Source organism: Paenibacillus sp. FA6 (assembly GCF_051550225.1).
GTDB lineage: Bacteria > Bacillota > Bacilli > Paenibacillales > Paenibacillaceae > Paenibacillus_AQ.
On sequence record NZ_CP188820.1, the window covers coordinates 4996999 to 5020986 of the forward strand.

Annotated in this window: 18 protein-coding genes and 1 pseudogene; 12 read left to right on the plus strand and 7 right to left on the minus strand. The window is 40.2% G+C overall.

Annotation, left to right across the window (positions count from 1 at the left end; all coding sequences use genetic code 11):
* Positions 1-290: 290 nt before the first annotated feature.
* Complete coding sequence (locus tag ACP8HI_RS22750) at positions 291-1841, minus strand: RNA-directed DNA polymerase (protein WP_438348396.1); 1551 nt, start codon at positions 1839-1841, stop codon at positions 291-293.
* Positions 1842-2282: 441 nt separating this feature from the next.
* On the opposite strand from ACP8HI_RS22750, the gene ACP8HI_RS22755 reads away from it, so the two are divergent.
* The 9 genes from ACP8HI_RS22755 (at position 2283) to ACP8HI_RS22795 (ending at position 10267) form a co-directional block, all read left to right on the plus strand.
* Entirely contained in the window at positions 2283-3461 is a 1179-nt protein-coding gene (locus ACP8HI_RS22755) for a DUF262 domain-containing protein (RefSeq protein WP_438348397.1), read from the plus strand.
* Positions 3458-4912, plus strand: coding sequence for an ATP-dependent nuclease (locus ACP8HI_RS22760; protein WP_438348398.1), 1455 nt, complete (start codon positions 3458-3460; stop codon positions 4910-4912). Before ACP8HI_RS22755 ends, ACP8HI_RS22760 begins: the two co-directional genes overlap by 4 nt.
* Before the next feature lie 420 nt (positions 4913-5332).
* On the plus strand, positions 5333-5698 hold the full coding sequence (locus tag ACP8HI_RS22765) for a BlaI/MecI/CopY family transcriptional regulator (RefSeq protein WP_438348399.1): 366 nt from the start codon (positions 5333-5335) through the stop codon (positions 5696-5698).
* Complete coding sequence (locus ACP8HI_RS22770; protein WP_438348400.1) at positions 5698-6078, plus strand: M56 family metallopeptidase; 381 nt, start codon at positions 5698-5700, stop codon at positions 6076-6078. Before ACP8HI_RS22765 ends, ACP8HI_RS22770 begins: the two co-directional genes overlap by 1 nt.
* A complete protein-coding gene (locus ACP8HI_RS22775; protein WP_438348401.1) occupies positions 6063-7169 on the plus strand; it encodes a M56 family metallopeptidase in 1107 nt (368 codons plus the stop codon). Before ACP8HI_RS22770 ends, ACP8HI_RS22775 begins: the two co-directional genes overlap by 16 nt.
* A gap of 360 nt (positions 7170-7529) precedes the next feature.
* Positions 7530-7700 carry a hypothetical protein gene (locus ACP8HI_RS22780; RefSeq protein ID WP_438348402.1) on the plus strand — a complete coding sequence of 57 codons (171 nt, stop codon included), beginning with the start codon at positions 7530-7532 and terminating at the stop codon, positions 7698-7700.
* Between the two features lie 186 nt (positions 7701-7886).
* On the plus strand, positions 7887-8261 hold the full coding sequence (locus tag ACP8HI_RS22785; protein ID WP_438351952.1) for an S-layer homology domain-containing protein: 375 nt from the start codon (positions 7887-7889) through the stop codon (positions 8259-8261).
* Positions 8262-8490: 229 nt separating this feature from the next.
* Positions 8491-9774 carry a stalk domain-containing protein gene (locus ACP8HI_RS22790; RefSeq protein ID WP_438348403.1) on the plus strand — a complete coding sequence of 428 codons (1284 nt, stop codon included), beginning with the start codon at positions 8491-8493 and terminating at the stop codon, positions 9772-9774.
* A gap of 289 nt (positions 9775-10063) precedes the next feature.
* Positions 10064-10267, plus strand: coding sequence for a hypothetical protein (locus ACP8HI_RS22795; RefSeq protein WP_438348404.1), 204 nt, complete (start codon positions 10064-10066; stop codon positions 10265-10267).
* Positions 10268-10441: 174 nt separating this feature from the next.
* Here ACP8HI_RS22795 and ACP8HI_RS22800 read toward each other — a convergent pair whose 3' ends face one another.
* The 3 genes from ACP8HI_RS22800 to ACP8HI_RS22810 form a co-directional block, all read right to left on the minus strand.
* Positions 10442-12019, minus strand: coding sequence for a HAMP domain-containing sensor histidine kinase (locus ACP8HI_RS22800; protein WP_438348405.1), 1578 nt, complete (start codon positions 12017-12019; stop codon positions 10442-10444).
* Entirely contained in the window at positions 11970-12656 is a 687-nt protein-coding gene (locus ACP8HI_RS22805; RefSeq protein WP_438348406.1) for a response regulator transcription factor, read from the minus strand. The genes ACP8HI_RS22800 and ACP8HI_RS22805 overlap by 50 nt, the downstream gene beginning before the upstream one ends.
* 139 nt (positions 12657-12795) lie before the next feature.
* A complete protein-coding gene (locus ACP8HI_RS22810; protein WP_438348407.1) occupies positions 12796-13302 on the minus strand; it encodes a hypothetical protein in 507 nt (168 codons plus the stop codon).
* Between the two features lie 720 nt (positions 13303-14022).
* On the opposite strand from ACP8HI_RS22810, the gene hprK reads away from it, so the two are divergent.
* A complete protein-coding gene (gene hprK, locus ACP8HI_RS22815; RefSeq protein WP_438348408.1) occupies positions 14023-14940 on the plus strand; it encodes an HPr(Ser) kinase/phosphatase in 918 nt (305 codons plus the stop codon).
* Between the two features lie 329 nt (positions 14941-15269).
* Here hprK and ACP8HI_RS22820 read toward each other — a convergent pair whose 3' ends face one another.
* Positions 15270-15815 (minus strand): DUF7010 family protein, encoded by a 546-nt coding sequence (locus ACP8HI_RS22820; protein ID WP_438348409.1) that lies wholly within the window; start codon positions 15813-15815, stop codon positions 15270-15272.
* 455 nt (positions 15816-16270) lie between these two features.
* Between ACP8HI_RS22820 and ACP8HI_RS22825 the strand changes: the two genes are divergently transcribed.
* Together ACP8HI_RS22825 and ACP8HI_RS22830 are read left to right on the plus strand one after the other, a co-directional pair.
* Positions 16271-20014: an S-layer homology domain-containing protein gene (locus ACP8HI_RS22825; RefSeq protein WP_438348410.1), complete on the plus strand. Its 3744-nt coding sequence runs from the start codon at positions 16271-16273 to the stop codon at positions 20012-20014.
* A 221-nt stretch (positions 20015-20235) separates the two neighbouring features.
* Positions 20236-20400, plus strand: a pseudogene (locus tag ACP8HI_RS22830) (ATP-binding cassette domain-containing protein); the annotation flags it as partial.
* 81 nt (positions 20401-20481) lie between these two features.
* Here ACP8HI_RS22830 and ACP8HI_RS22835 read toward each other — a convergent pair.
* Together ACP8HI_RS22835 and ACP8HI_RS22840 are read right to left on the minus strand one after the other, a co-directional pair.
* A complete protein-coding gene (locus ACP8HI_RS22835) occupies positions 20482-22086 on the minus strand; it encodes a response regulator transcription factor (protein ID WP_438348411.1) in 1605 nt (534 codons plus the stop codon).
* Positions 22087-22099: 13 nt separating this feature from the next.
* A complete protein-coding gene (locus tag ACP8HI_RS22840) occupies positions 22100-23818 on the minus strand; it encodes a sensor histidine kinase (protein ID WP_438348412.1) in 1719 nt (572 codons plus the stop codon).
* Positions 23819-23988 lie beyond the last annotated feature (170 nt).

The following is a 23988-nucleotide window of genomic DNA, read 5'->3' on the forward strand; positions in this document are numbered from 1 at the left end:
TTGTTTTGGGAGAACACCGTAAATGGTGTTCTTATTTCGCCTTATAGATGTTACGGTGAGCCGTATCATAGGTAGGGCAGAATTTTGGTCGTTCACCCTTGTGAGTCGTGAAATTTACTGCTTCAATGGATAGGTCAATTTAGGATGATACCTTAATAGATATTAGAAATCCTCAGTCATTGTCACTTTCATCTTGGTTACTTGAGTCATCACTGCGGGGAGTTTCAGTAGCTTCAAAATACAAGTGCGAATCAGAATTAAATAAGAAGTAACGCTAAGTGTTAAATTTGTTATGGTAAAGATTTAATGTAATGAGCAATAGACCGATCAACTATATCGTCTCGTCTACTTATAGCATTCATCCAATGGTTTCTTTCATCTTTACTTAGTATCTGACTCGAATAAAGTATCATTCTTCTTTCCCAAGGGCCTACTTGATCAATGCGATCCTTATTTTCACGAACCCATGATACTTTCTGATGGGTAATAGCAGATAAACCTTGTTCCCGTAATGAACTTTGTGAAACAAATTGAGAAAGCAGTGTTGATTTCTTTGTGAATTTTGTTGATGCGAAGTAGTAACTTAACCAATACCTTATATGAGGAACTCTTGCAGCAGATGAGTTTGAAATAATATCCTCAAAAAGTGGAAGGTTATGTTCAAACATTTTATCAGTAGTGATTGATTCTAGATACAATATTACATCTCTTATTACAGGTGTAAAGAAATCGAAATTTAAAAGAAGAGTATTTAGTATTGCTCGACTTTTAAGATGTTTTGAACGACGTAATATATGACGTGAGAGTCCTAAATCAAGTTTATCAAGTTTAACAATCCTATCAATCAGTAATTGAAAAGCCAACCCTTGTGCTTTTATTTTACTTTCATTTGGAAGGTCATCAAGAGTGTGTGTCATCTCAAGGAATCCGTAATCTCCGGTCACGATTAAATCTAATTCTTTTATAGCGTTATGTATTTCAACTTTTTCTAACTCTACAGGATCATCAATATATTTAAAGACAAAATCATCAGAGTTTAGTAGTTCTGTTTTTGAGCTAGATAAAATCAATCTGTGATTTGAATACAGATATGCAGTTAACTCATGTAAGAGTGTATTAAGTTGTTCTTTGGAATTTGAAAAGATACGAATATCATCAACGTATCTGATATAGGGTAAATCTTTTCCTTGAATAAATTCATCTATATCTATTAATAAGGCTTCGGCCATTACAATACTTGCAGGTGGACCAACAGGTATTCCTCGTGATACATTATTGGTGAGCTCCATCATGAACTTTTCTATGAGTACTGAGATTTTATCTAGTCCAGTACCACAAGATTGAATAGAGTTTTGAAGTCTATGATGGTAAATTTGATTGTAAAAGTCAGTTATATCAGTTACAAGTACATAATTATATGAATCAGATAGGGAAATACTCTTATTCTTGAACTTTCCATAACCGTTTCCTTTTTCGAAAAGTTCTCCAGTTTCATCTATATTGATTCGATAAGAAAAGGCTACATCTTCTGTAGTATCAATTCTTTTAGCTTCAACAATTTCTGCAATTTCTCTGGTCATAGCTGTATAGATAATAGTATCTAAGGGGTCTAATTGATGTACCATCCTAAAGCCGCCTGAATGCTTTGGTGTTGGATGCACAATCGGTCGTTTTACAGATGTTATTAAGATTTCTAATTCAGTGCTAGAAAGATAAGACAATACTTCACTCCAGTTTGACCAAATAGCTTTAAATTCGAAGGGTTTCACATAAAAATCCGAATCATAATATTTTGTAATATGTTTTTTTGCCCAGTTCAACGAATTTTCTGTTAACTTCATATTGTCACCTCAAGTATTAATTTCAATGTAACCAAGTATAGATTACAAATTGTAATACTTCAAGGAAATGAATGGGTGTCATTCTATGAGTGATTTGATTATTTATGAGAACGTAAAAATTAGTATTTCCTAATCATAGTACCACTTTACATCTCCTATCAAGTTGAAATAACAGACTTAGCATATACAGATTGAAAAGCTAACTTGCCGTAGGGAGGTGTATATTTATAAGGAGCATTTAAGAGGGTGGTATATTATACAATATGGCTATGATAACATTTTGAATTGCAGTTTTATTAAGAATTAAAAACATATATGTGTCATTAAAATTCGCTCTATAAATGTTACGGTGAGCCGTACCATAAGTAGGCTGGGATTTTATATAATTAATCCAATATAAAGACTATAATAGGAATATATTTACTTTAGGAGGATGCATAAATGAGACTTATACCTTCGGATCCTGATATAAGAACAATAGTAAGTCGAATTTTTGATGGCGATATTAATTTGCAACCAAATTTTCAAAGAGGAGAAGTTTGGGGTGAAGTGAAAAAGGTCAGGTTAATTGACAGTATATTAAGAGAATGGCATGTGCCACCCATTCACGTGGTTGAGATTAAAGAGAGTGGAAAACAAGACGTATTGGATGGGCAACAGCGTTTGGTGGCAATTCGGGATTTTGTTAATGGCGATATATCAATAGATGGTAATATTGAACCGTTAAATGAAGACATCATGAAATTAGATGGTAATTATTACAATGATCTTCCTGATTTTTGGAGAAGAAGATTTGATAAATTCACTCTTAGAGTTTATAGCATCACTGATTATCTTCCGAGTGAACCAGGAGAACTTTTCTTTAGACTTAATCAGCCAACAAATTTAACTTCAGCTGAACAAAGGAATGCTTTTTATGGACCAGCTCGAGAACAAGTGAAATTAATTGTAGAATTTTTTCACGAAACTGGGCTGACAAGAAAGGATATAGGATTTTCTAATTCAAGGATGGCATATGATGATGTGGTAGCTCGACTGTGCTTATATCTTGATGCCGGAAGTCTGATGGGGAAAGTTACTTCAAATGTTCTAGCAGACAAATTTAGAGATGAATCCGGTTTTAGTGATTATGCAGTTAATAAAGCTAAAAAATCACTCGAACTATTCTCAGTAGCAGTTGGATATTTTGATACTTCGATTAGATTTAATAAAGCAACTTTATTAAGTTGGCTTATATTTCTAACGCAGATCGGAGAGGTGCAAGTCAAAAGAGAAGTTTTGGAGATCGGCAACTTTATTTATAGTTTTGAGACATCAAGAAATAGTTATAAACTGGGACACACTAAATTTGATCTCCCATCACAGGTATCTTTTGATTTATTTAACTTATTTTCAGATCGTTCAAGTTCAAGAGTTGCTGATGTCTCTTCAATATTAATTCGTGACGCGGTGATATGGATTTGTTTCCGTATATATAGTAGGGGTTTAAATTTGAACATAGATAATAATAAATTGAACAAAGTAGATTCCTTTATTGGGTACATTATTAAAGATGATGTGGATAGAGAGAATGCACTGTTAAATTATATCGACAGCTCTGAATGGGGAGTTGTGTTATGAGAACAGCTAGAATTGAAGATAATTGGAGAAACCTATATGAAAAATCATATAGATTTAAAATATCAAAAATCACATATGAAAGTTTAAAAGGTCTTGGAACAGGTAATATTGAATTTTTAGGTGGAATAACAGCAATATGTGGTGGTAATGGTGTAGGTAAGAGCACATTATTAAATGCTATATCAAGTGTTTTATCCTCTGAACGCCTAACAAAATTCAAATCGATTAATGTTAAGCTTGAAGGGTCACAGCTTATTGGTGAGTTTTTTAATGCCGGTTCAACGATTACGAGAAGGGTTCTCGTATCATCAAGCGTAGTAGAATCAGATCCAGAGACAATCGATGTTGAGTCGATATGGATAGATGGTTCGATTCATGCACCATCAATGATTGATATCTTTTCCGATATGCCAAATCTTAATGAATTGCTTGAGGCTGAGATGCCACGGGAGGCATCGGATGAAGAAAGAGGACTTCTTTCTTACATAGTTGGGAAAGACTATCAATCATGTGAAACATTCGAATTAGAATTAAACAGTTATGGAATAATTCCTTATTTTAAAGTTATATCTGACGGTGCGGAATACGGATCTGAGGCGATGGGATTGGGGGAAATTTCGGTTCATTATTTATTATGGAATCTCCATCGTATAGATAAAAATTCTGTTGTGCTTATGGAAGAACCAGAATCATATTTAGCCCCTCGTTCACAAGAAGCATTACTTGATGTCATTGCAAAAATTGCCGCCGATAAGCGTCTTTGGATAATACTGACTACACATTCCCCAAGTATTATTAAAAATATACCTATGGAACATATTCGACTTCTTTCTAGAGTCAATGAGTCTGTAGAGATAACTACACCGACTTATGGTTCGGAATACATGTACTCACTTGGACTAAAATCAAACAGATTAGGAGTAATATTGGTTGAAGATCGTTGTGCTAGAGAATTAAGTAAATGTTGGTTAGGCAGGTTTGATCCAAGTATTTTACAAGAGTATGAGATTGTTGACATTGGATCAAAAGGTAAAATTATACATCAAATAAATGATTTTCCTTTCGTTGGTCCGTGGTTCAAATTATTTGGGTTATTTGACGGAGACGAACGAAATCGTACCGCATTAGAAGGGAATAATTGGAATTATACATTTTTGCCAGGGGAAGAAGCTCCTGAAATATTGCTAAAGAGAATAGCAAAGTCGAATCGAAATCAATTAGCATTAGTTTGTGGCAGAGATGTTCAAAGGATAAATACTGCTCTACATGGATTAGATGGTAGAGACCACCATGATTGGATCGTTGAATTTCCTAGACAAATTGGTATTAGTTATGAACAACTGATAGCATATTTATTTGAAATTAGTATGACAGATCAAACGTTAAGAGAAATGTATGATGTAGCATATCAAGGGTTTTTTAGTGAATTCTCTAAGGATTTTAATAGATAAAATGTATAATCTAGGTATACATATATGAGATGGCTTCTAAAATGGGGTGCTCTTAAACTTCGCCCTATTTATGATACGGTGAACCGTATCATAAATAGGGCGAAATTATTGGTATAGACTCCTTGCTGGGAGTGGAATGAACAGTTATGCGACTTTCAGGAAAATGAAGAGCAACTGGTGAGACGGCTAGTAGAATAAATAACTGTTTAGGATGATAAGCTTACCATTGAGTTTAAATCAGGAGTAGTTTTGAAATAGATATGTAAAGTTAATTTATCCACTGGATAAGGGGTTATTACTCTTAATTGGTGGTTTTTTTTCGTGCGATAAACAAAGCGATTAGGAAATTTTTTTATAAGTTGTAGCTTACTATTGACATCTGGTCTATAAGTTATAGACTATAGACCAAGGAGGGGTGAAATGAAAGGATACAAACTTACAGAAAGCGAAATAAAGTTTACCGATTTAATCTGGAAAAACGAACCGATTGGTTCTGGTGATCTTGTGAAACTATGTGAAAAAGAAATGAATTGGAAAAAGTCCACAACCTATACCGTGCTGAAAAAAATGTGTGAAAAAGGTTTTTTTCAAAATGAAAATTCAGTTGTTTCATCTTTAATTACAAAGGATGAATATTACGCAAATCAAAGCGTACGTTTCGTTGAAGATACCTACGGAGGGTCATTTCCCAAATTTTTAACAGCGTTTATGGGAGGAAAAAAATTAAGTAAACACCAAGCAGAGGAGCTGAAAAAGTTGATTGATGAGCATAAGGGGGGGGAATAATGAGCGAACTATTTCTTTCTGTTTTAAACATGAGCCTTACAGCAAGCTATGTCATTCTTGTTGTGATAATAATCAGGCTATTACTTAAAAAAGCCCCGAAGGTCATCTCTTATGCCTTATGGGGTGTGGTAGCTTTTCGGCTTATCAATCCATTCACATTTGAGAGTGTATTTAGTCTATTGCCAAGGAATGGGGATAGGAATCCAATCCCTCAAGATAGTATACATCAGCAAAGTCCGCAGATTAATAGTGGGATAGAAGTGGTCGATTCATTTGTAGGCGGGACACTACCAGCACTGACTGTTGGGGATAGTGTGAATCATTTGCAGATTTACATACAGATTGGGTCATATATTTGGGTTTTATGTATAATGGCTTGATACGACCAAAGATTTATTTGCCCGTTGGACTTCATGTTGAGGAGCACAGCTACATCCTGCTACACGAACAGACTCACATTAAACGATATGATCATATCATTAAGCCAGTAGCCTTCTTGGTATTGTCCGTGCACTGGTTTAATCCTCTTGTATGGGTAGCATTCATGTTAATGAGTAGGGATATGGAATTTTCCTGTGATGAACGTGTACTGAAAAAGATGAATTCTGATATTTATATAAGAAAGTCTTACGCGTCATCATTATTAACGCTTGCTACGGATAGACATATTTTGAATGGAAGTCCGCTTGCTTTTGGTGAGGGAAATGTAAAAGGGAGGATTAAAAACGTGTTAAATTATAGAAAACCAAGGTTCTGGGTACTTGTGTTCTCCATTGTCATTATGATAGCAGTTGGGATTGGATTGATAGCAAATCCCAAAATGAAGGGAATAGATGAATTAGAACAAATTACTGGCTCAAATAATAACCCTCCAGGTGAAGAAGTTTCTCTTGAACTACCTGAGAAATCAGCAGTAGAAATATTAGGAGACCTAGCAAATCAACAATTTTCAATTAAAGGAAACCAAATTAGTGATAATGATCAAGAAACCGTTGTAACATTTGGAAAAGCTTTTTTAAATTTATATAGCGGAGCTATTGCAGAACAAAAAGCAGTATCATTTAAAAACTACATCTCTAATGAGAATCTTCTTAAATTTACAATTAAAATGTTGGAATTAGAACAAAGAAGGGAATTAAACGGAGGATCTGGTGTGAGATTCGGTTTAGAAAATGAATTTAAGGAAGCAGAGTTCAAGAAACTTGATGGAAATGTCTACTACGTAAGTTTACCTTTTTCGAACCAAGGGTCAGAAAGGGCCCTCAAAATGTTAGTTCAAGCAGAAAACAAGACATTAAAAATGGTTGATTTGTACTTTGGAACCAAAGATGGTGTAGATACTATCGTAACAGGACATCCCGCTGATAGAAAACTTCATGATCCAAAACTATGGGATGACCAAGTATGGGTTGATGGTGTTTTTGAAAAGCTTGAAAAATTTGAATCTGAACTATTGAGCATGCAGAAATAGGAGGCTGACTTATTAGACCATCTCTCAATGAATTTACAACGAGTGAAGCGTTAGCAAAAAGCCATCCCCCTTATCGTGTCTATAGTCTTAATATTTTAAGGCGAAGTCCTCCTGCAAAACGGAAGACTTCGCCTTTTGAGTGTTACGGAGAACCGTATCATAAGTGACGGTGAAAAATATTTCAACTATTTTTATTATTTTGTAATTGGGATTACAAAAATCATTGGATTATTATATTAAAATATTATTTACCGGCTAGAGTCAGGGAGCCGCAATTAATGTAATCGAATACCTGTTTTTTTGAGAAATCTAATGATTAATTTTGTCCGTCTAGCGGTGATTATGGAATAAACTCCAAAATTGAGAGAGGAGAAAGTGAAAAATAATGAATGGGGGACATACGGAAAAGAAGGAAGGTATTTACGTCTGGACGACGTCTTCGATGATCCGCCTGACCAAACATCCGGAGCAGGGGATCCGGGGGGGCGCGTATCGGGCGAACGGACTTGCTCAAAGCTTTACGGCGGGTAAGTCCGGCTATTTGAATCAAATTGACTTGTATATGGTGGATTACGGGAGCTCGGGAATTGTGTTTACGCTCAGTATCTATGCAGGACAAAGCGTGTCCGGAACGGCACCGTTTTTGGCAAGGATGATGATATTACGCACGCTGAATTCGCTGCTATTCTTGTTCGCGGGCTCGGCCTTAAGCCGGAAATCGGGACAGCCCCGTTCCCGGAGGTTAAGGATGCGGATTGGTTTAACGACGTCATTCACACCGCATCGGCTTATCGCTTGATCAACGGTTTCAAGGACGGTACATTCCGACTGGAGGATAAGATCACTCGTGAACAAGCAATGGTCATGATCGCTAAAGCGATGGAAATAACGAAAGGAAAGTCCCAGACTCCAAACACCAAGATACGGCTCCAAGCTTACGCGGATGCATCGGATGTTTCTGACTGGGCGAGGGCCAGTATTGTCGACTGCTTGAATGCCGGCATCGTATCCGGTAGAAGCAGTACGGAGCTTGCACCGAAGGCTTTCATGACAAGAGTGGAGGTCACGGCGATCGTGCAGCGATTGCTGTAAAAATTGAATTTGATTTAATTGCAGTGTTAACATAACGGGGATATCCCCAAAGGTTGATATGCTCCCCATACGGTAGGCAAGTGAAATAATAAAAACCTGTTGCCGTGAGGGAAGCATTTATATGTTTAAACCAAAAAAACGTAGTGCGTCACAAAATTCACGACCCCCAATAAATGGGAGTCGGATCCGATCGCGTCACTAAAAATGCATAAATGTGGGGGGAAGTAAAGTGATAAAAATAAAAAGACTGAAATTATCCATTGTACTTATGCTTGTAATGACGTTGTTTGCAGTTCCTGTTGCTCAGGCGGCTCCGGTCGGCCAAGTGGCCGAGATTTCTATTATAGTTAATGATAGCCTAATCCCGAGTGACGTCGAACCCGTTGTCCATAAAGGAACCATGCTTATGCCGTTGAGGGTCCTTGAAGACTCGCTTGGCGTGTCTCTTAACTGGAATAGTTCTACACAAACAATAGCGGTTTTTAAAGGAGATGCATCGGGTACGCTGATTATCGGCAACCCGACCGCCAGCACTAAAGTCGGTGATGTAGAGGAGAAGGTCGCGCTCGATCAACCTGCTAAGATCATTCAGAACCGGGTTATGGTACCGGTACGTTTTATTGCCGAATTATTCGGTGCAAAAGTAGAATGGAATTCCACCATGAAAACCATCACCATCAGTACTCAACCATCGGTTGTCCAAGAATCGCAGAATTCTAAAGGCAATGGAGTCAAGGGCGAAAAAGGCGATACCGGAGCGACTGGGCCAGCGGGAGCACAAGGCCCATCAGGACCGGCGGGATCACAAGGAGGTTCAGGGCCAGCGGGAGCACAAGGCCCATCAGGACCGGCGGGATCACAAGGAGGTTCAGGGCCAGCGGGATCACAAGGCCCATCAGGCCCTGCGGGATCACAAGGAGGTTCAGGGTCAGCGGGAGCACAAGGCCCATCAGGCCCTGCGGGATCGCAAGGAGATCCAGGGTCAGCGGGAGCACAAGGCCCGGCAGGCCCTGCGGGACCACAAGGAGATCCAGGGCCAGTGGGGAATTCTTTTGCCTCGGAAGGATTTTCTGTTTCGCGTACGACATACTCAATCGCTAGTAGCACGTTATTTACGAATTGGAGTGAGGCGTCTCCTTATTACGCAAGCCCTACATTTAATCCTGCTACAGGGATATTTACGGTGCCGGCCACTGGCAAGTATGCCATACATGCCACTGTTAACTATAAGACTAACACTGCAGTTAGTACAAGCTTAGGACGTGGGGTTGATCCAGTTTTTACCGTAAAGAAGAATGGCAACACTGATTTAATAAAAGGTTATATGCCAATCTTGGACGTCAATGTGGCGTTAGTTTTAACTATAAGGACTGTACTAAGTAGTGCGACGGTGACGCTATCCGGTGATGTAGAGCTGCAAGCAGGTGACCAAGTTGGATTATATTACGAAGCTAACGGTCTAACGCTTGGTTTCAGTACGGATACAGTATGGTCGATTCATCGGCTACCCTAAAACAAGGTTGCATGAGGTGCAGTTGAACCTTTGGTAATAGAAACACATCTTAACAGATATAGAGTCGGGCCATTCTCTTTGGGAGAATGGCGGGCTCTATTTTTGAATAGGACTCTTTAACGAGGTGTAATGCCGACTACTTCTTAATATGCTACGAGAAGTAGCGGAAGCTACTGTATTCAAGGAGGTGCGATATTCCAGACAGATTGTAGATCTCCGCACCCCTCGGGGCTGTACCTCCCGCATCTTTCTCCGCTTTGCGAACCAAGGGTCAGGAAGGACCCTCAAAATGTTAGTTCAAGCAGAAAACAAGACATTAAAAATGGTTGATTTGTACTTTGGAACCAAAGATGGTGTAGATACTATCGTAACAGGACATCCCGCTGATAGAAAACTTCATGATCCAAAACTATGGGATGACCAAGTATGGGTTGATGGTGTTTTTGAAAAGCTTGAAAAATTTGAATCTGAACTATTGAGCATGCAGAAATAGGAGGCTGACTTATTAGACTATCTCTCAATGAATTTACAACGAGTGAAGCGTTAGCAAAGAGCCATTCCCCTTATCGTGTCTATAGTCTTAATATTTTATGGCGAAATATTAAGCCTTACTCACTTGGGTACTTTCCTTTCTTAAGGTGACTTCCTTATATAATGATTAACCTTTTTAGTGCGATTCGCGAGGAAATGACAGCCGGAATACGGTACCTGTCGATGCTGTTTGCAGTAACTCGATTGTTCCGCCGTTAGCTTGGGCGAGTAAGCGGCAGATCGATAATCCTAGGCCGAGCCCTTGCTTCTTCTTGCGGCGACTGTTTCCTCTGTAATAGCGTTCGAAAATATATGGGACTTCATCAGGAGCAATCCCTTTGCCATTGTCAGAAATATCGATAGTGAGCATAGATTCAGTCGTTCTTACAGTAATCTTGATGATTGTAGCCGCAGCTGCGGCGCTGTTGCTAAGCAAGTTGAGAACAACTTGCTTCAGATGTGATCGATCACAGATACATACCGAATTGGAAGATAGCATATCAAGTTCCACTTGAACGGATGGAGATGTTTGAATGGTATGGAACTGCTGAATAATCTCCTCTAATAACGGCTGAAGCAAGACCTGAGACTTTTCAGGGTGAATCACACCTGACTCCATTGAAGAGAAATTAAGCAGATCGTTCACCATGACATGCATCCGCTTTGCCTCATTTAATCCTATATTTATGAACTCGTTAGCTTTGCTACCCGTGACTACGCCTTCCTGAATGGCTTGGAGCATACCGCGGATTGAGGTGATTGGCGTACGCAATTCATGTGAGACTCCTGCGAGCAGATCGGTCCGCATACGTTCAAGTTGGTCTAGACGTCCAGTCATTTCGTGAAAAGCTTGAATAAGCTCACTAATCTCACTTTCCCTGACGAGGCTCGGATCAGGCAAATACGGCTGGTAATTACCTGATGAAAGTTGTTTGGCTGCACTAGCTAGTTGAATGAGCGGCCTTGTGAGAGAGCGGGACAATACGAAAACGACAGCCCAGCCGCACAAGGAAATAAGCCCAACTGTAACGACAATGAGACCATATATTTGGGGCAAACGACCCTCGTTATATTGGGCGGTCATATAGAGTGTTCCTGAAATTTGGTTGTTTTTATAGAAGGGCACACCAACACGTAGCCACTTTCCTGACTGTGTGTCGACCTTATCACGAATTTTTTCACCTGAAAGGACTTCGTTTTGTCTAGGCGGGGAGTTGAGGTAAACTCCTTCCTCCGTGTATGCATTGCTAAAAAGATAAATCATCTCACCTGAAACGTTAAATAATTGAAATTGATAACCATCGGGAATCGAAGGGACGAGTTCTGAGGGGATCGAAGGGACGGATTCCTGCAATGGGATATTCTCTGATGTCTTGGGGGCTGTTGGAATCTTTTCTATAGAATTTGCAGGTGACGTTGTAGTGGCTTGCAGGAAATCATCCATTTTGCCAAATGAATCGCTCATCATGGCAGATCTCGCCTCAAGTAGCTGAAACTGTTGTTCCACAGTACTCGTTCGAATCCAGTACATACCAAATAAACCTATCCCCATAAGCATAATGAGTAGAATGATCATATAGCGCCATGTCCAATATCGCACAAGGGAAACAGAGGTAGCATGCGGTTGAGCTTCTACATTGTTGTGTATGGACTTACCAGGATACTTAGTAAACACGTATACTGTACCCCATTCCTCTAATCGTTTCGATTTCACCCTCGCTTGCAGGCCATGGTTGAAGACTCTTACGTAGCCGTTTAATGGAGGTATCGACAGAACGATCCCCACCCTCGAAGTCCATTCCCCACACTTGATTAAGTAACTGATCACGTTCAAAGCATTGATTTGGATGCGCCGTTAGAAATTCGAGCAGTTGATAGTCGCGGGGAAGCACAGGGACCTGCTCAGCTCCGACCGTAACCGTCCGAGTGTCCGCGTCAATAACCAAACTACCGAGCCGCATAACATTCGAATCTATCATATAGACTGAGCGGCGAAGTACTGCTTGAATTCGGGCCATGACTTCCTGGGGATCGAATGGCTTGGAAATATAGTCGTCCGCCCCATGGTCAAATCCTTGAAGACGGTCTGGTACAGCGCCGCGTGCCGTAAGAATGATGACGGGACAGCTTCCTAGTTCCCTAATTTTATATAAAATGTCAATTCCGTTCTGATCATTCGGAAGCATGAGATCTAACAATACGAGATCGGGTTTCCAACTGAGAAACTGCTCCATCACATCGATTTCACCCTCACCCGAATTCCACATTACTTCATAATTCTCTTTTTCCAAATATGCCTGAAGTAAGCTTGCGATTGGCAGCTCATCTTCAACTAACAATACTCGTTTCAAGGAAATAACCCATCCTTCCATAATCATGCTTCACAGTATTATTGTAACCAATATTCATTCTATTGAACAACAGAGCTGTCCCAAAAGCTCTCCGGATTAGAAGTTTACTTTTGTGACAGCTCTAGCAGCGCTCTATATGTTATTTATTGATTTTTTCTGCTTGTGTGGATGTTGTTGTTTTTTCAGCTTTCATAAGTTTTCCTTCTTTTTCAAGCTGAGCGATCAGTTCATCTACCGTGATGCCCTGTTCTTTTGCCATTTTGTCTAGGCTGATCGCTTCACTGGATGGTGTACTTGCAGTTACTTCACTAGCCATCGTTGAGTCGATAGCACCTGTAGCTTTTGCAGCTTCAGTTGAGGCAACAGCTTTAGTGACCTTACCTTCCTTTTCAAGCTGAGCGAACAATTCCTCTAGCGTAATACCTTTCTCTTTAGCCATTTTAACGAAGTTCGTGTCGTCAGCCAATTTGGCTGCTTCATCTATACTGATTGCTTTAGATGATTCCGTCGCCAGAAGAACGATACCTGTTGAAGCTATACTGGATTTATTGGTCTTACCGATTTCGATGTCACTGGCTGCATAGGCAGATCCCCCGACAGTAGATATAGCGAGTACAAGTGAAGCGATGGTTAGTGTTCTTTTCATATTAATTTCCTCCTAGAGTGTTTTGTATTCTTTATTATGGTGTTCGGCGGCTACACACTTAATATATCAGCTGATTGTGTCGGGAATATGGCGGCATCTAGGAATTGCCCGAACGTGTCTAGTATCCTACCTAGATTCGTTTAACTTGTCGTTAGATGGAACGAATATCTAGTAGAAGGCTTCATCATGGATGACGAGTGATTGAAGGATATGTGCTATGTCGTTCAAGATTACTTTGAGGATCTTGAAGTCGATGGTTGTGTTGATTTGTTGTTTCACGGGAAGTATCATGTCATAAGGAACAGCAAGTTTTACAGGACAAAACGGAGCATTACAAGACAGGAACCAATGCCCTACTACCCTTAGACTGAAGGAGAAAGGAGATGAGAAATGATGGAGACGTTAGTATTGCTGCGTCAGGCTATCGACTACATGGAAGATAGGTTGGAGACGGATCTATTCTGAGTGGTTTCCTTCAGCGAACTTTGAACAAGTTGAGGGTCCATGCATTGAAAAATATCATTGGGTAGACGAGAGTCAAGCTGATTCTATTTGCGAGGTGTAGATACCGGTTCAGAGAAAGAACTTTTAGATATAAGGGCCGCCTGTTGGCCCTCATTAGCAGGAATGTACCGATCGGTTATGGAATATATCCGAAAAACCAAAGTGCTGAACATCAGGGGTATCTAGGAGTACACCCTGTCGTAGGAGGAGAGACACATGAAGACGATCACTGTTAAAAGCCTTACGGAGGTATTCCAATTGGAAGTACTTGCGGGAGCAAGCCGAATGGATCGCGTGATTACCCGTCCACGAACGCACAGACCGGGACTGGAGTTTGTAGGGTATTTTGATTTTTTCCCTATGGAGCGGGTGCAAGTACTCGGACGTAAGGAGATTACCTATTTATTGACGCTTACTATAGAGGAACGCAAGTTGCATATCGGAAACGTTGTTAAATATCATCCGCCATGTTTTATTGTGACGTCAGGACAGCAGGAGATTCCCTATTTGACCTTGTTTTGTGATCAGGAAGGCATACCGCTACTGCGGACGCCCGAGACGACAACGGAATTTATCGGCAAGCTGGACAGCTATCTGGTGAAGAATTTGGCGCCGGAGGTGTCGATCCATGGGGTATGTATGAATGTATCCGGCATAGGCATCCTGCTCAGGGGTAAATCCGGAATTGGCAAAAGCGAGACAGCTCATACGCTTATCGGAAGAGGTCACCGATTTGTGGCGGACGATATTGTCGTACTTAAGAAGCTGGGCCCGTCGACGCTTCTCGGAACACATAATGAGACTACACGCGAGTTCCTTGCCCTACGCAGCGTTGGACTGATCAATGTTGTACGCCAATATGGGCGCAGGGCATTTCAGGACGAGACGCGAATTGTGCTCGATATTGAGCTATCTCCGTGGCAGGAGAATTCCCTGAACAATGAGCTAGAGGTAGTACCACAGTTCACGGAATATCTCGGCGTTCAAATACCGCATATAGAAGTCCAGCTTCAGCCGGGACGCGATGTAGCAGGTTTGATCGAGGCAGCGGCGAATAATTGGTATCTCAAGCAGCTCGGCTATAGTGCTGCTGAAGAGTTCATGGGTCGGATTGCAAACGAGATGCAGAAGTAATTCGGTAAAGAAGCCCTTCATTCTCGAAGGGCTCTTTACAATGATTATTTTAAAAGAAGATAAGCTAATCATATTGGATAGAACGCTTTTACCAATCACATTTTCGTAGAGAAATATAATACGAAATACGCTGTTTACGTTGTTGCGGTTGTAGAAGGTATTGCAAGCGAGGTTCGCCAAATCGATATCATGATCCAAGGAGAAGGAGATCCGTCAGCAGAATGATATGAATAATTTACCGCATACATCCACTGCATGAAAAGAAAAGTCACCCAATTCATTATGAAGTGGGTGGCTTTGTATGTAATTCATATTAAGGAATCGGTGGATTAAACAAGATCGGTTTTGAGCTCTCTACGAATTAAAAGAACACCAACACCGTACACCATAGAAATGGCTAGAGGTACGAGAGTGAATGCTTGGTCAACCAGGAGGCTACCTAAAATTAAAGCGGAAAGACAAGTACCTAAAGTAACAAATAAATAAGCTTTGCTTTTATAAATCCACGTGTATGGCAGGAAATGAGAGCCTGCGAGTAAACCGATGGTGAAGGGAAGATACTCAGGTATGTTCATATACACAAGGATGAATACAGGTATATAAAAGGCTTGGGGACCTGCAACTAGTCCTCCTAGAGTACCTAATGGATTGCCAGTAGTGAATAGATTAACGCCAAGGATTTTACTAATTAGAATACCAATAGGAAAAATGGCACCTAAGCCAAATATCCAAATTAATTGCACAGTTTCTACTGGGAAAATTAAGGGCATAAAGGTAAATATAAAAAAGACAATTACTCCAGCTAGCAACAGCGGGAACCCTTTTCTTGCTTCAAATATGACTTCTTTTTGTAACTCCTCAAGTGTTTTACTCATAGGTGCACTCCTCTATCAGTGTAGTAGTCTAATCTAGTAATATAGCACCAACTCACTCTATTTACTATATTGGAAATGGTGGAGGCGAGAGTCAACTTGCCGTATCACACATGGATTGGTATATGATAATCCCGATCTTAGCGCGCATGTATCGATCGGTTGTGGAATATATCCGAGATATCGAAGTGATTGGGTAAAGAAATGATGGCTTAAATGGCTTTTGAGTCTAGGAGAAAGGAGTGCCCAACGAGGCACTCCTTTTCACGCTGGCAATAATAATTTTATTTTGATACATCATCAAAAATGTAATGCGGACTACAATTCGGACCAGAACTTATGGTTATAGTAGGAGATAGCGTTGGAATTAGAAGTTATCTATACTCGCGAAAATTCAATGTAAGTAGGTTGAGAGCTAATATGCTTAATGTATTGATAAACAAGGGAGTGGTGTTTAAATGAAAACATGGTCGAAACGATCGTTACTGGTATTATTGATATTTTTATTAGCTTTTGGACAATGGGGATTACTAGGTACCCAAAATGTGGCGGAAGCTGCTACGATTGTCTATCGAGATGGGGCAACTTATTTCGTAGATGATGATAACTGGGGAGGAGGGGATCCTAATTCCGCGGCTGATAATGATATGGATAGCACTATCGGTAATGGTGATAGTAAATATATGATTGACATGAAAATTCCAAATGTAACGACAAAACCTGAAAAAAATGCGATTTTATTAGTCAGAGCATTTGATGTAGATGTACACGAACTGAATACGAACGGATCTGATAAATCCAGTACAGGCGAGTGGGATCGAGTCTATATGTCGAGTAATGCAAAGGATATTGAATTGGGCCCCAATTACACCCCTTTCTCTTTGAGCAAGTCTGAGAATTATAAAAAGGAAGTGCCTAGTGAATTTTTGGTTGGAGCATTGTCTGGTCAAAATAATTATTGGAATACAACAGCTTTCGAATTAGATTCTAGCATGATACAGCAATTGTTCCCATCAGATGATCCGAAGGATTTATTTCTAGCGAACACAACCCATCATTATTTTACAAGAAGTGATTTTAACGAGGGATGGACTGTAATTATTGATTGGGCGCAGCTCGTGATCGACGGTGGCAGCAGGGAATTTGCAGAATTATCAGAAGCTCAGCTTAAAGTAGAAAAGGATAGGGTATCAGTAGATACTAGCTTCATTGCCAAAGAATCTGGTAATTATTCGATGGAAGTCAGCGTGATAGAACGAGTCGTAGAGTCAGGAGTAATGATTGAACGTAATAAAGGTACCGATTATAAGTTGTTTTCGAATGTAGTTGCAGGCGATTCTAAGGATTGGAAAATCAATTTAGGTGGCAGTGGTTCAAGTATCGACCCTTCAAAAGAATACATTGTAAATATGATGTTATTTAAGGATCGTGGTGTTGCCGGGGGCTCAGTGCAAAACGGTACAAGCCCTGGTGAAGTACAGCATGTGATTTCCTTATCTACACATGATCTAGTAGCAGGTGATTTCAGTAAATCTAGCCAACGTGATGTTACAACTTCATTTGAGGCAGAGGATTTCCAGGATAATTTTTTCGAAATTAGTGGGTTAACCCTCAATGGACAAAATTTACAACGAATCGTGATAGAAACTTTACCAGACACCTCAAAAGGCCACTTAGAGTTAAACGGTGTCCCTGTTTCGGAAGGTATTGAAATTGCTGTAGCGGATCTAGATAAACTGACCTTTGTTCCATGGAATAATAAGTTTCAGGGAACAGTAACTTTTACTTGGAATGGCTATGATAATCAAGGAAGGATTGCCAGTGAAGCAGGTACGGTAACGATTGAAGTTGGAAGTTCGCCTGTAGTAAGGGACTTAACGAAAGTGGCAGAACTAGGTCAGAATGCAGCATTTACCGCAGATGACTTTTCGGATGCCTCTCATTTCCACGATTTGGATGGTGATGATTTAGTTGCTGTGAAGTTCATCGTACCCTCTAATTTGAACACGCAAGGTACAATGACCTTTGAACGTAATGGTTCTACAATGACGATGGTTCCTGCGAATGAATATGAGCTAACTCCTGTGGAATTAGATACGTTAATATTTACGCCAGCAAGTAACTTAGCAAATCATACAACGGTGACGATTCCTTGGTATGGTTATGATGGACATTACTATTCCGTTCTGCCAGCAGATATCATACTAAACTATCAATCTATGCCACCTATTGCAACACTATCCAGTTCAGCTGGCGGTCATGTCAACGCTGCATTTCAGATAACGATCGCCTTCGATAAAGGGGTAACTGGCTTTGCGGATGAAGACCTTGTAGTCGACAATGGAACGGCATCTGATGTTACGGTTGTGGATGCAACGACGTACACCGCTATGATTACTCCGACGATGAGCGGTCAGACTGTGACCATAACGGTTGCTGCGGGCGCGGTAACGGATGTAGCAGGAAACAGCAATGCCATGTCAAACACGATTAGATTCATGTACGACGCGGACAAGCCTGTGGTCACATTCGGCGGATTCACGAATCAACAACAATTCATAAGGCCACCAGCGGGAGTATCCGTTTCAGTCAGTGAAGCGGTGTATTGGTTGGATGGAGCTTTACTCACTTCTGTAAATGCCTTACCTCTCATCAGTATGACACAAGACGGTAGCGTCTTCACAGATTATACGGTAGGTTATGACGAGGATGACAAGACGTTTACGTTGCTATTTAACAGTGCACTTCGTGTTGGTGTTTATGAAGTTAACATTGCTGGGAATGTGGCAAGAGATGATCATCAGAATATGCTTGATGCAGCAAGCGCAAGCTTTACTGTAATTGAAACTTCCGATGCCCCTATGAATGCAAAGGCAGTAGCAGGTGACGGGGCAGCTACGGTGAGCTTTGATGCTCCGGCAAGTAATGGAGGAAGTGTGATTACGCAATATACGGTGACGTCTAGCCCGGGAGGATTAACGGAGACTCGATCTGATGCAGGTTCTGTTACGTTCAAGCGATTGACGAACGGCACGGCATATACGTTCACTGTAGTAGCGACGAATGCCGCAGGGGACTCAGCTCCCTCGCTGGCATCGGCAAGTGTGACACCAATGGCATCAAGTAATAACTCAAATAACAACTCAAGTGGTAATTCAAGTAGTAGCCCAAATAACAGTTTAAGTAACAGTTCAAGTAACATCCCCGTACGCTCAGCGGATGGAAGACTTACACTTCCGGTAGGAAGTGCTGGAGAGGTGAGCTTGGACGGCAAAATCTTTATGACCATTCCAGCTCATGCGAACAGCCAGCTATTAGAGATCACTATTAAGAAGGTAGCGAATACGCAGGAACTTTCGGGTCACAATGGAGTTGCTGCAAGCGAGCTGTACGACATTCAGAAGAACTTCCTAGGGAATCTAAATAAGTCTGCAACACTAACTCTAGTGTTCGATTCAACGGAACTGAATAGCGGTCAAACAGCAGCAATCTTTTATTATGATGAGGCGATGCATGAGTGGGTCAAAATGGAAGGGGGAATCATTAACGGAAATCGTATAAGTGTAGAGGTTAAAGACTTCAATACGTATGCCGTGTGGGTGATTGATCAAGTGACGGGATTACCTATAGAAGCTCCCTCAGCAGTTGGATCAACAAAAGTGAACTTTAATGACATTGTCGGTCATTGGGCGGAATCCATGCTTAAACAAGCGGTACAGCAAGGCATTGTCAAAGGGTATACGGATGGTAGCCTCAAGCCGAACGGCGTTGTTACGCGTTCCGAATTCGTAACGATGCTGATGAATGCGCTGAAGCCTGCAAGTGAAGGAGTCACGTTAAGCTTCGCAGATTCAGAGCAGATTCCAGCTTGGTCGAAGCAAGCAATCTCTCAAGTTGTAGAAGCTGGGATTGTAACTGGCTACACAGATGGCAACTTCCGTCCGTATGGTAACATCACGCGGAACGAAATGGCCGTCATGATTGCAAGGGCTTATGGGACGGATATGACAACATTGGCTTCGACTGGCTTCTCTGATGATCGTGAGATACCGGACTGGGCTAGGGGAGCTGTGTTCGCTATGAGGGAACTAGGTATCGTCAAGGGACGTAGCAATAACAATTTCGTCCCAGGTGGGATGGTAACAAGAGCCGAGGCTGTGACGATGGTTATGAATCTGTTACAAGGAAAGAATGCTGAATAGCATTATTCTTGCAATAAAAGATATAAATATGATTCCAACCACATCTCAAAGAGATGTGGTTTTTCGTGGTTACTTGTACAACCACAACCAATACACAAATCTCCTTCCTCAGACGGAGGAGGTATCCATCTGAAGCCATTTAATAAAATGGAGATCCTAAAATATAATAAATAGATCAATGGAATTACTTTTTATATCGTACGGGAGAGGATGGTTATAGGGTGGAGAAAATGATTGAAGTACGGGGTATTAGCAAGGTATATGGGAAAAGAAAAACAGAAGAGAAGATACATGCCGTTCGTGATGTTTCTTTTCATGTGAATCGTGGAGAGGTTCTCGGTTTATTAGGGCCCAATGGTGCCGGGAAAACATCAACGATAAAGATAAAATGTACCCTATAGAATAGACACTTTGAAAAAAGTGACTCTCTTGAGGGTCTTTTGTATTGTAATCGGATTAAGCTCACGTCAAATGAGATGAGCTTTTTTATATTCATGTGGAGTAAGGCCAACTTCTTGCTTGAAAATTTTGGAGAAATGGGAGTAGTTGGCGTATCCGACTTTGCTTGCGATGGTGTAGATGGACAAATTAGTCGTTTCTAAGAGGTGCTTGGCAGTCAGGATTCGGATTTGAATGATGTAGCTCCCTAATGATATGCCAGTTTCCTTTTTGAATATTCTTGCAAGATAATCAGGATGGAGATAGACGATTTCCGCAAGATCATTGCGAGTCAGATCATCTCCATAATGTATTTGAATGTATTGTTTCATTTCTTCAACAATTGACTTGGGCTGTGATGCGAGGCCTCGGTATTCCATTGCCGTGTTCACTAAGTATTTAAGGTATTCCTCCATATCCTCAATGGAAGATAGCGATCGAACAAATAATTGATTATTAGTTTTGCCCGTATAGATTTTATGTGCCTCAACGCCTTTGACTTTTAGAAAGGAATATACAAGCTGTAGTATATCCAGTCTGAACAAACTAAGACCAGAGGTGTTAAGAGTGTTGTTCTTTGTCATTTCTTTCAAATACTGAGTCGTTTGTTCGAGAAAAGCAGTTGGTTTATTGTGATTCAGCAAATCTTCTAAAGGCGCTAAATTGGGTGGTATATAATTGGCTCTATGATCCTTGTAATAATCTTCAATAAAGAAAGTATTATTTCGAGTTTTGGCCATTTCTTCACTGATATTTAGCAATTGTTTGATGATCTGACTGATTCCCTCCAGTTTTTCGGGCGGTGCAACATTGCAGCAGATATCACATTTTAGATATTGATTGGCTTGGTGGATGAATAAGGAGCAAAGTTCCATAAGGGTTGCAGAACTTTGAGTACGCTCCTCCTTCCATTTTAAGATGAGGATCCAATTATTCTCTTGATGCTGCCAGATCGTCTCGACTGTAAAGCTAGAGTTATGAAATAATTCATGTAACACATTAAGTAGTGCAAAGACAAATAGACCGTTCTCTTCTTTAGCAAGGCTTCCGTGATAAGGAAAAAAGTTGATTAATATGGGTTGAAAGATCTCCGTCATATGATAGGGGAGATTTTGTGTTTTAACTGAGTTAGCGATGGCATTCGCCGTCAGGGGTAAGGAGATGCTATCGCTGACTAGCTTGCGCCAGAAATGTTCAATGATTTGGGCTTGATTGTTCTGCCAGAAAGAGCCTTCCTGTATAGCTTTCTCATTTTGCTGCTGCTCCTTCACTTTTGCAATGGCTTTTTGAATGATTAACATCATCTTGTCAAATTCTATTGGCTTGAGAAAATATTCAAAGCTCTGTAATTCAATTGCTTTCTGCGCATAATTGAAATCTGCGTAATTGGTCAAAAAGATAGCCTGTAGGCAGTATTTCTCCTCACGAATCCAAGCTAGGAGCTCCAGTCCGCTTCCTTGCGGCATTTCGATATCCGAAATTAGAATTTGTACAGGATGCCTCTGTAATATATCTCGGGCTTGAGCGACATTATTTGCCGTGTACACTGTCTCAATGTTCAACGATTTCCAGTCTATCTTCTGTTCTAATGCGGCTACGACAAAAAAGTCATCATCAACAAGGAGTACATTCATGGGATACCTCCATTCAAATTTGCCGTTCATTAAGGTCTGGCAGGTATAGAGTGATACAAGCGCCACCGCCTTCTAAATTGGCGAAGCTAATTTGTGCTTTCTTCAAATAGAGATACTCAAGTCTTTGAATTGTGTTCATAATGCCGATCCGCGTACCATCTATTTGGTCTAATGCGTGCCCGCCATTTAACTTATCCAATACATCCTGTGGAAAACCAGGTCCAGTATCTGATATGGAGATTACAATCATGTTCTCATCTGGCTCATGCTTTACTGTAAGCAGAATTTCTACTTCATTTACTCTCGAAATCGCGTATTTAATCGCATTTTCTATAAAAGTCTGAAGCATTAACGGTGGAATTTCCATATTAACTGTTTGTTCCTCTTGTTCGATGTGATAAATAAATGCGTTCTGATATCGATGCTGCTGAATTTCGAGATAGAGTCTCACATGTTCCAATTCGTTCTCTAGCTTGACGAAATCCTGATCGTTCTGAAAAATATACCGAAAGTATTTGGAGGTAGACAGCGCCATGTTCTGTATTTCTGTGTACATCTGCATTTGCGCCATACTGTGAATATTCGTAAGACAATTAAGAAAGAAATGGGGCTTAATTTGCAATTTCATATAATTAAGCTGGATTCTTTGCTTCTCAATTTCGCGTTCATATAGATCAATTTTAATTTTTTTGATTTTCATTACCAGATCAAAGAACTGCTTATTGGCTTTCTCCAGTTCAATCAATTTGCTGCTTTCCATATTAAGCGATTCGTTATCATCGGTCCAATAGGATAGGTTATAGGAAAAAATCTTAATCGGCGTTAACACCCTTCGCTTGAAATATAGCGTAAGGAAGCAAATATTGAATATGATGATGACAGCTAAGAGAATAGTGAGCATTTGGGCAATCATAATTTTTTCAAATATACCAAATTGGATAACCAGCTTTACATAGAAAGATGCATTGCTAAATTCACTATTAACATTCGTTCTAGTTTGGATAAGATTCATAAAAGGTGAGCTATCTTGTTCTGGGTTTATCAGCTTACCACTGCTTGTAATAGGACTGGATACATTTAACCCATCGTCGCTTATTAAGGATACAAATCCGTTCTCTCCCAAGTTAATTTGGCTAAGCGGTTCTATGAGATTATCTGCTGAGATCATACTGATCATGAAGCTGTTGTGATAGGGAACGATATTGATAATGTAATGTTTATCCTTTATAAGGATGGGTCTCCATTGGGAATAGTACTTTTCATAAACGTTGTTATCGTCGATAAAGACCATAATCTGTCTCTTCAGTTCTTGGTAATCAGAGTAAGGGATACTTATCGGAGCACAATTTAGAAAATAGGGTTGGTCTTTTAAATAATAAAAGAAATTAAAATCCTGGGCATAATTTTTTTGCAGTTCACTATAACGCCAGTACAACTTTTCGTTAGACTTTATATACTCGGGGCTGTCTACTGGATAGTCATTCATCATTTCCATGTTTTCATCGTGCGCAAGTGTCCATCCCATATAATTCTTTATATAAGTAAAATCATGATCGATGCGATTAATATAAATATCTGCTGTGTCTTGCAGATATCTTGTAGACTGCTGCTTCACGATGGCAATGGAAGAGATGCTGATTACAAAATCCAGAATAAGCACGATAAATGAAATGGAAAGCATGATTTTTACATAATGTTGGATCGGGTATGATTTGTTCGTACGGGTGGCCAAGAATCCACGCCCTTTCATAAGCATCTAATTACAATGAATACATAATAAAAAACAAATGGTACAGCACCATTATAAAGGGCTTTCATTGAAATAAATATAAAATTCAGAATGATTAGACTGTAAAGTCTGGATAACATGATAAAATGTCCGATTACCATTCTTGTGTTATT

What these genes read in the sequence shown, in the direction of transcription:
- ACP8HI_RS22750 (WP_438348396.1), bottom strand. Translation starts at nt 1,841, where the DNA reads ATGAAGTTAACAGAAAATTCGTTGAACTGGGCAAAAAAACATATTACA.
- ACP8HI_RS22755 (WP_438348397.1), top strand. Translation starts at nt 2,283, where the DNA reads ATGAGACTTATACCTTCGGATCCTGATATAAGAACAATAGTAAGTCGA.
- ACP8HI_RS22760 (WP_438348398.1), top strand. Translation starts at nt 3,458, where the DNA reads ATGAGAACAGCTAGAATTGAAGATAATTGGAGAAACCTATATGAAAAA.
- ACP8HI_RS22765 (WP_438348399.1), top strand. Translation starts at nt 5,333, where the DNA reads ATGAAAGGATACAAACTTACAGAAAGCGAAATAAAGTTTACCGATTTA.
- ACP8HI_RS22770 (WP_438348400.1), top strand. Translation starts at nt 5,698, where the DNA reads ATGAGCGAACTATTTCTTTCTGTTTTAAACATGAGCCTTACAGCAAGC.
- ACP8HI_RS22775 (WP_438348401.1), top strand. Translation starts at nt 6,063, where the DNA reads ATGTATAATGGCTTGATACGACCAAAGATTTATTTGCCCGTTGGACTT.
- ACP8HI_RS22795 (WP_438348404.1), top strand. Translation starts at nt 10,064, where the DNA reads ATGTTAGTTCAAGCAGAAAACAAGACATTAAAAATGGTTGATTTGTAC.
- ACP8HI_RS22810 (WP_438348407.1), bottom strand. Translation starts at nt 13,302, where the DNA reads ATGAAAAGAACACTAACCATCGCTTCACTTGTACTCGCTATATCTACT.
- hprK (WP_438348408.1), top strand. Translation starts at nt 14,023, where the DNA reads ATGAAGACGATCACTGTTAAAAGCCTTACGGAGGTATTCCAATTGGAA.
- ACP8HI_RS22820 (WP_438348409.1), bottom strand. Translation starts at nt 15,815, where the DNA reads ATGAGTAAAACACTTGAGGAGTTACAAAAAGAAGTCATATTTGAAGCA.
- ACP8HI_RS22825 (WP_438348410.1), top strand. Translation starts at nt 16,271, where the DNA reads ATGAAAACATGGTCGAAACGATCGTTACTGGTATTATTGATATTTTTA.
- ACP8HI_RS22835 (WP_438348411.1), bottom strand. Translation starts at nt 22,086, where the DNA reads ATGAATGTACTCCTTGTTGATGATGACTTTTTTGTCGTAGCCGCATTA.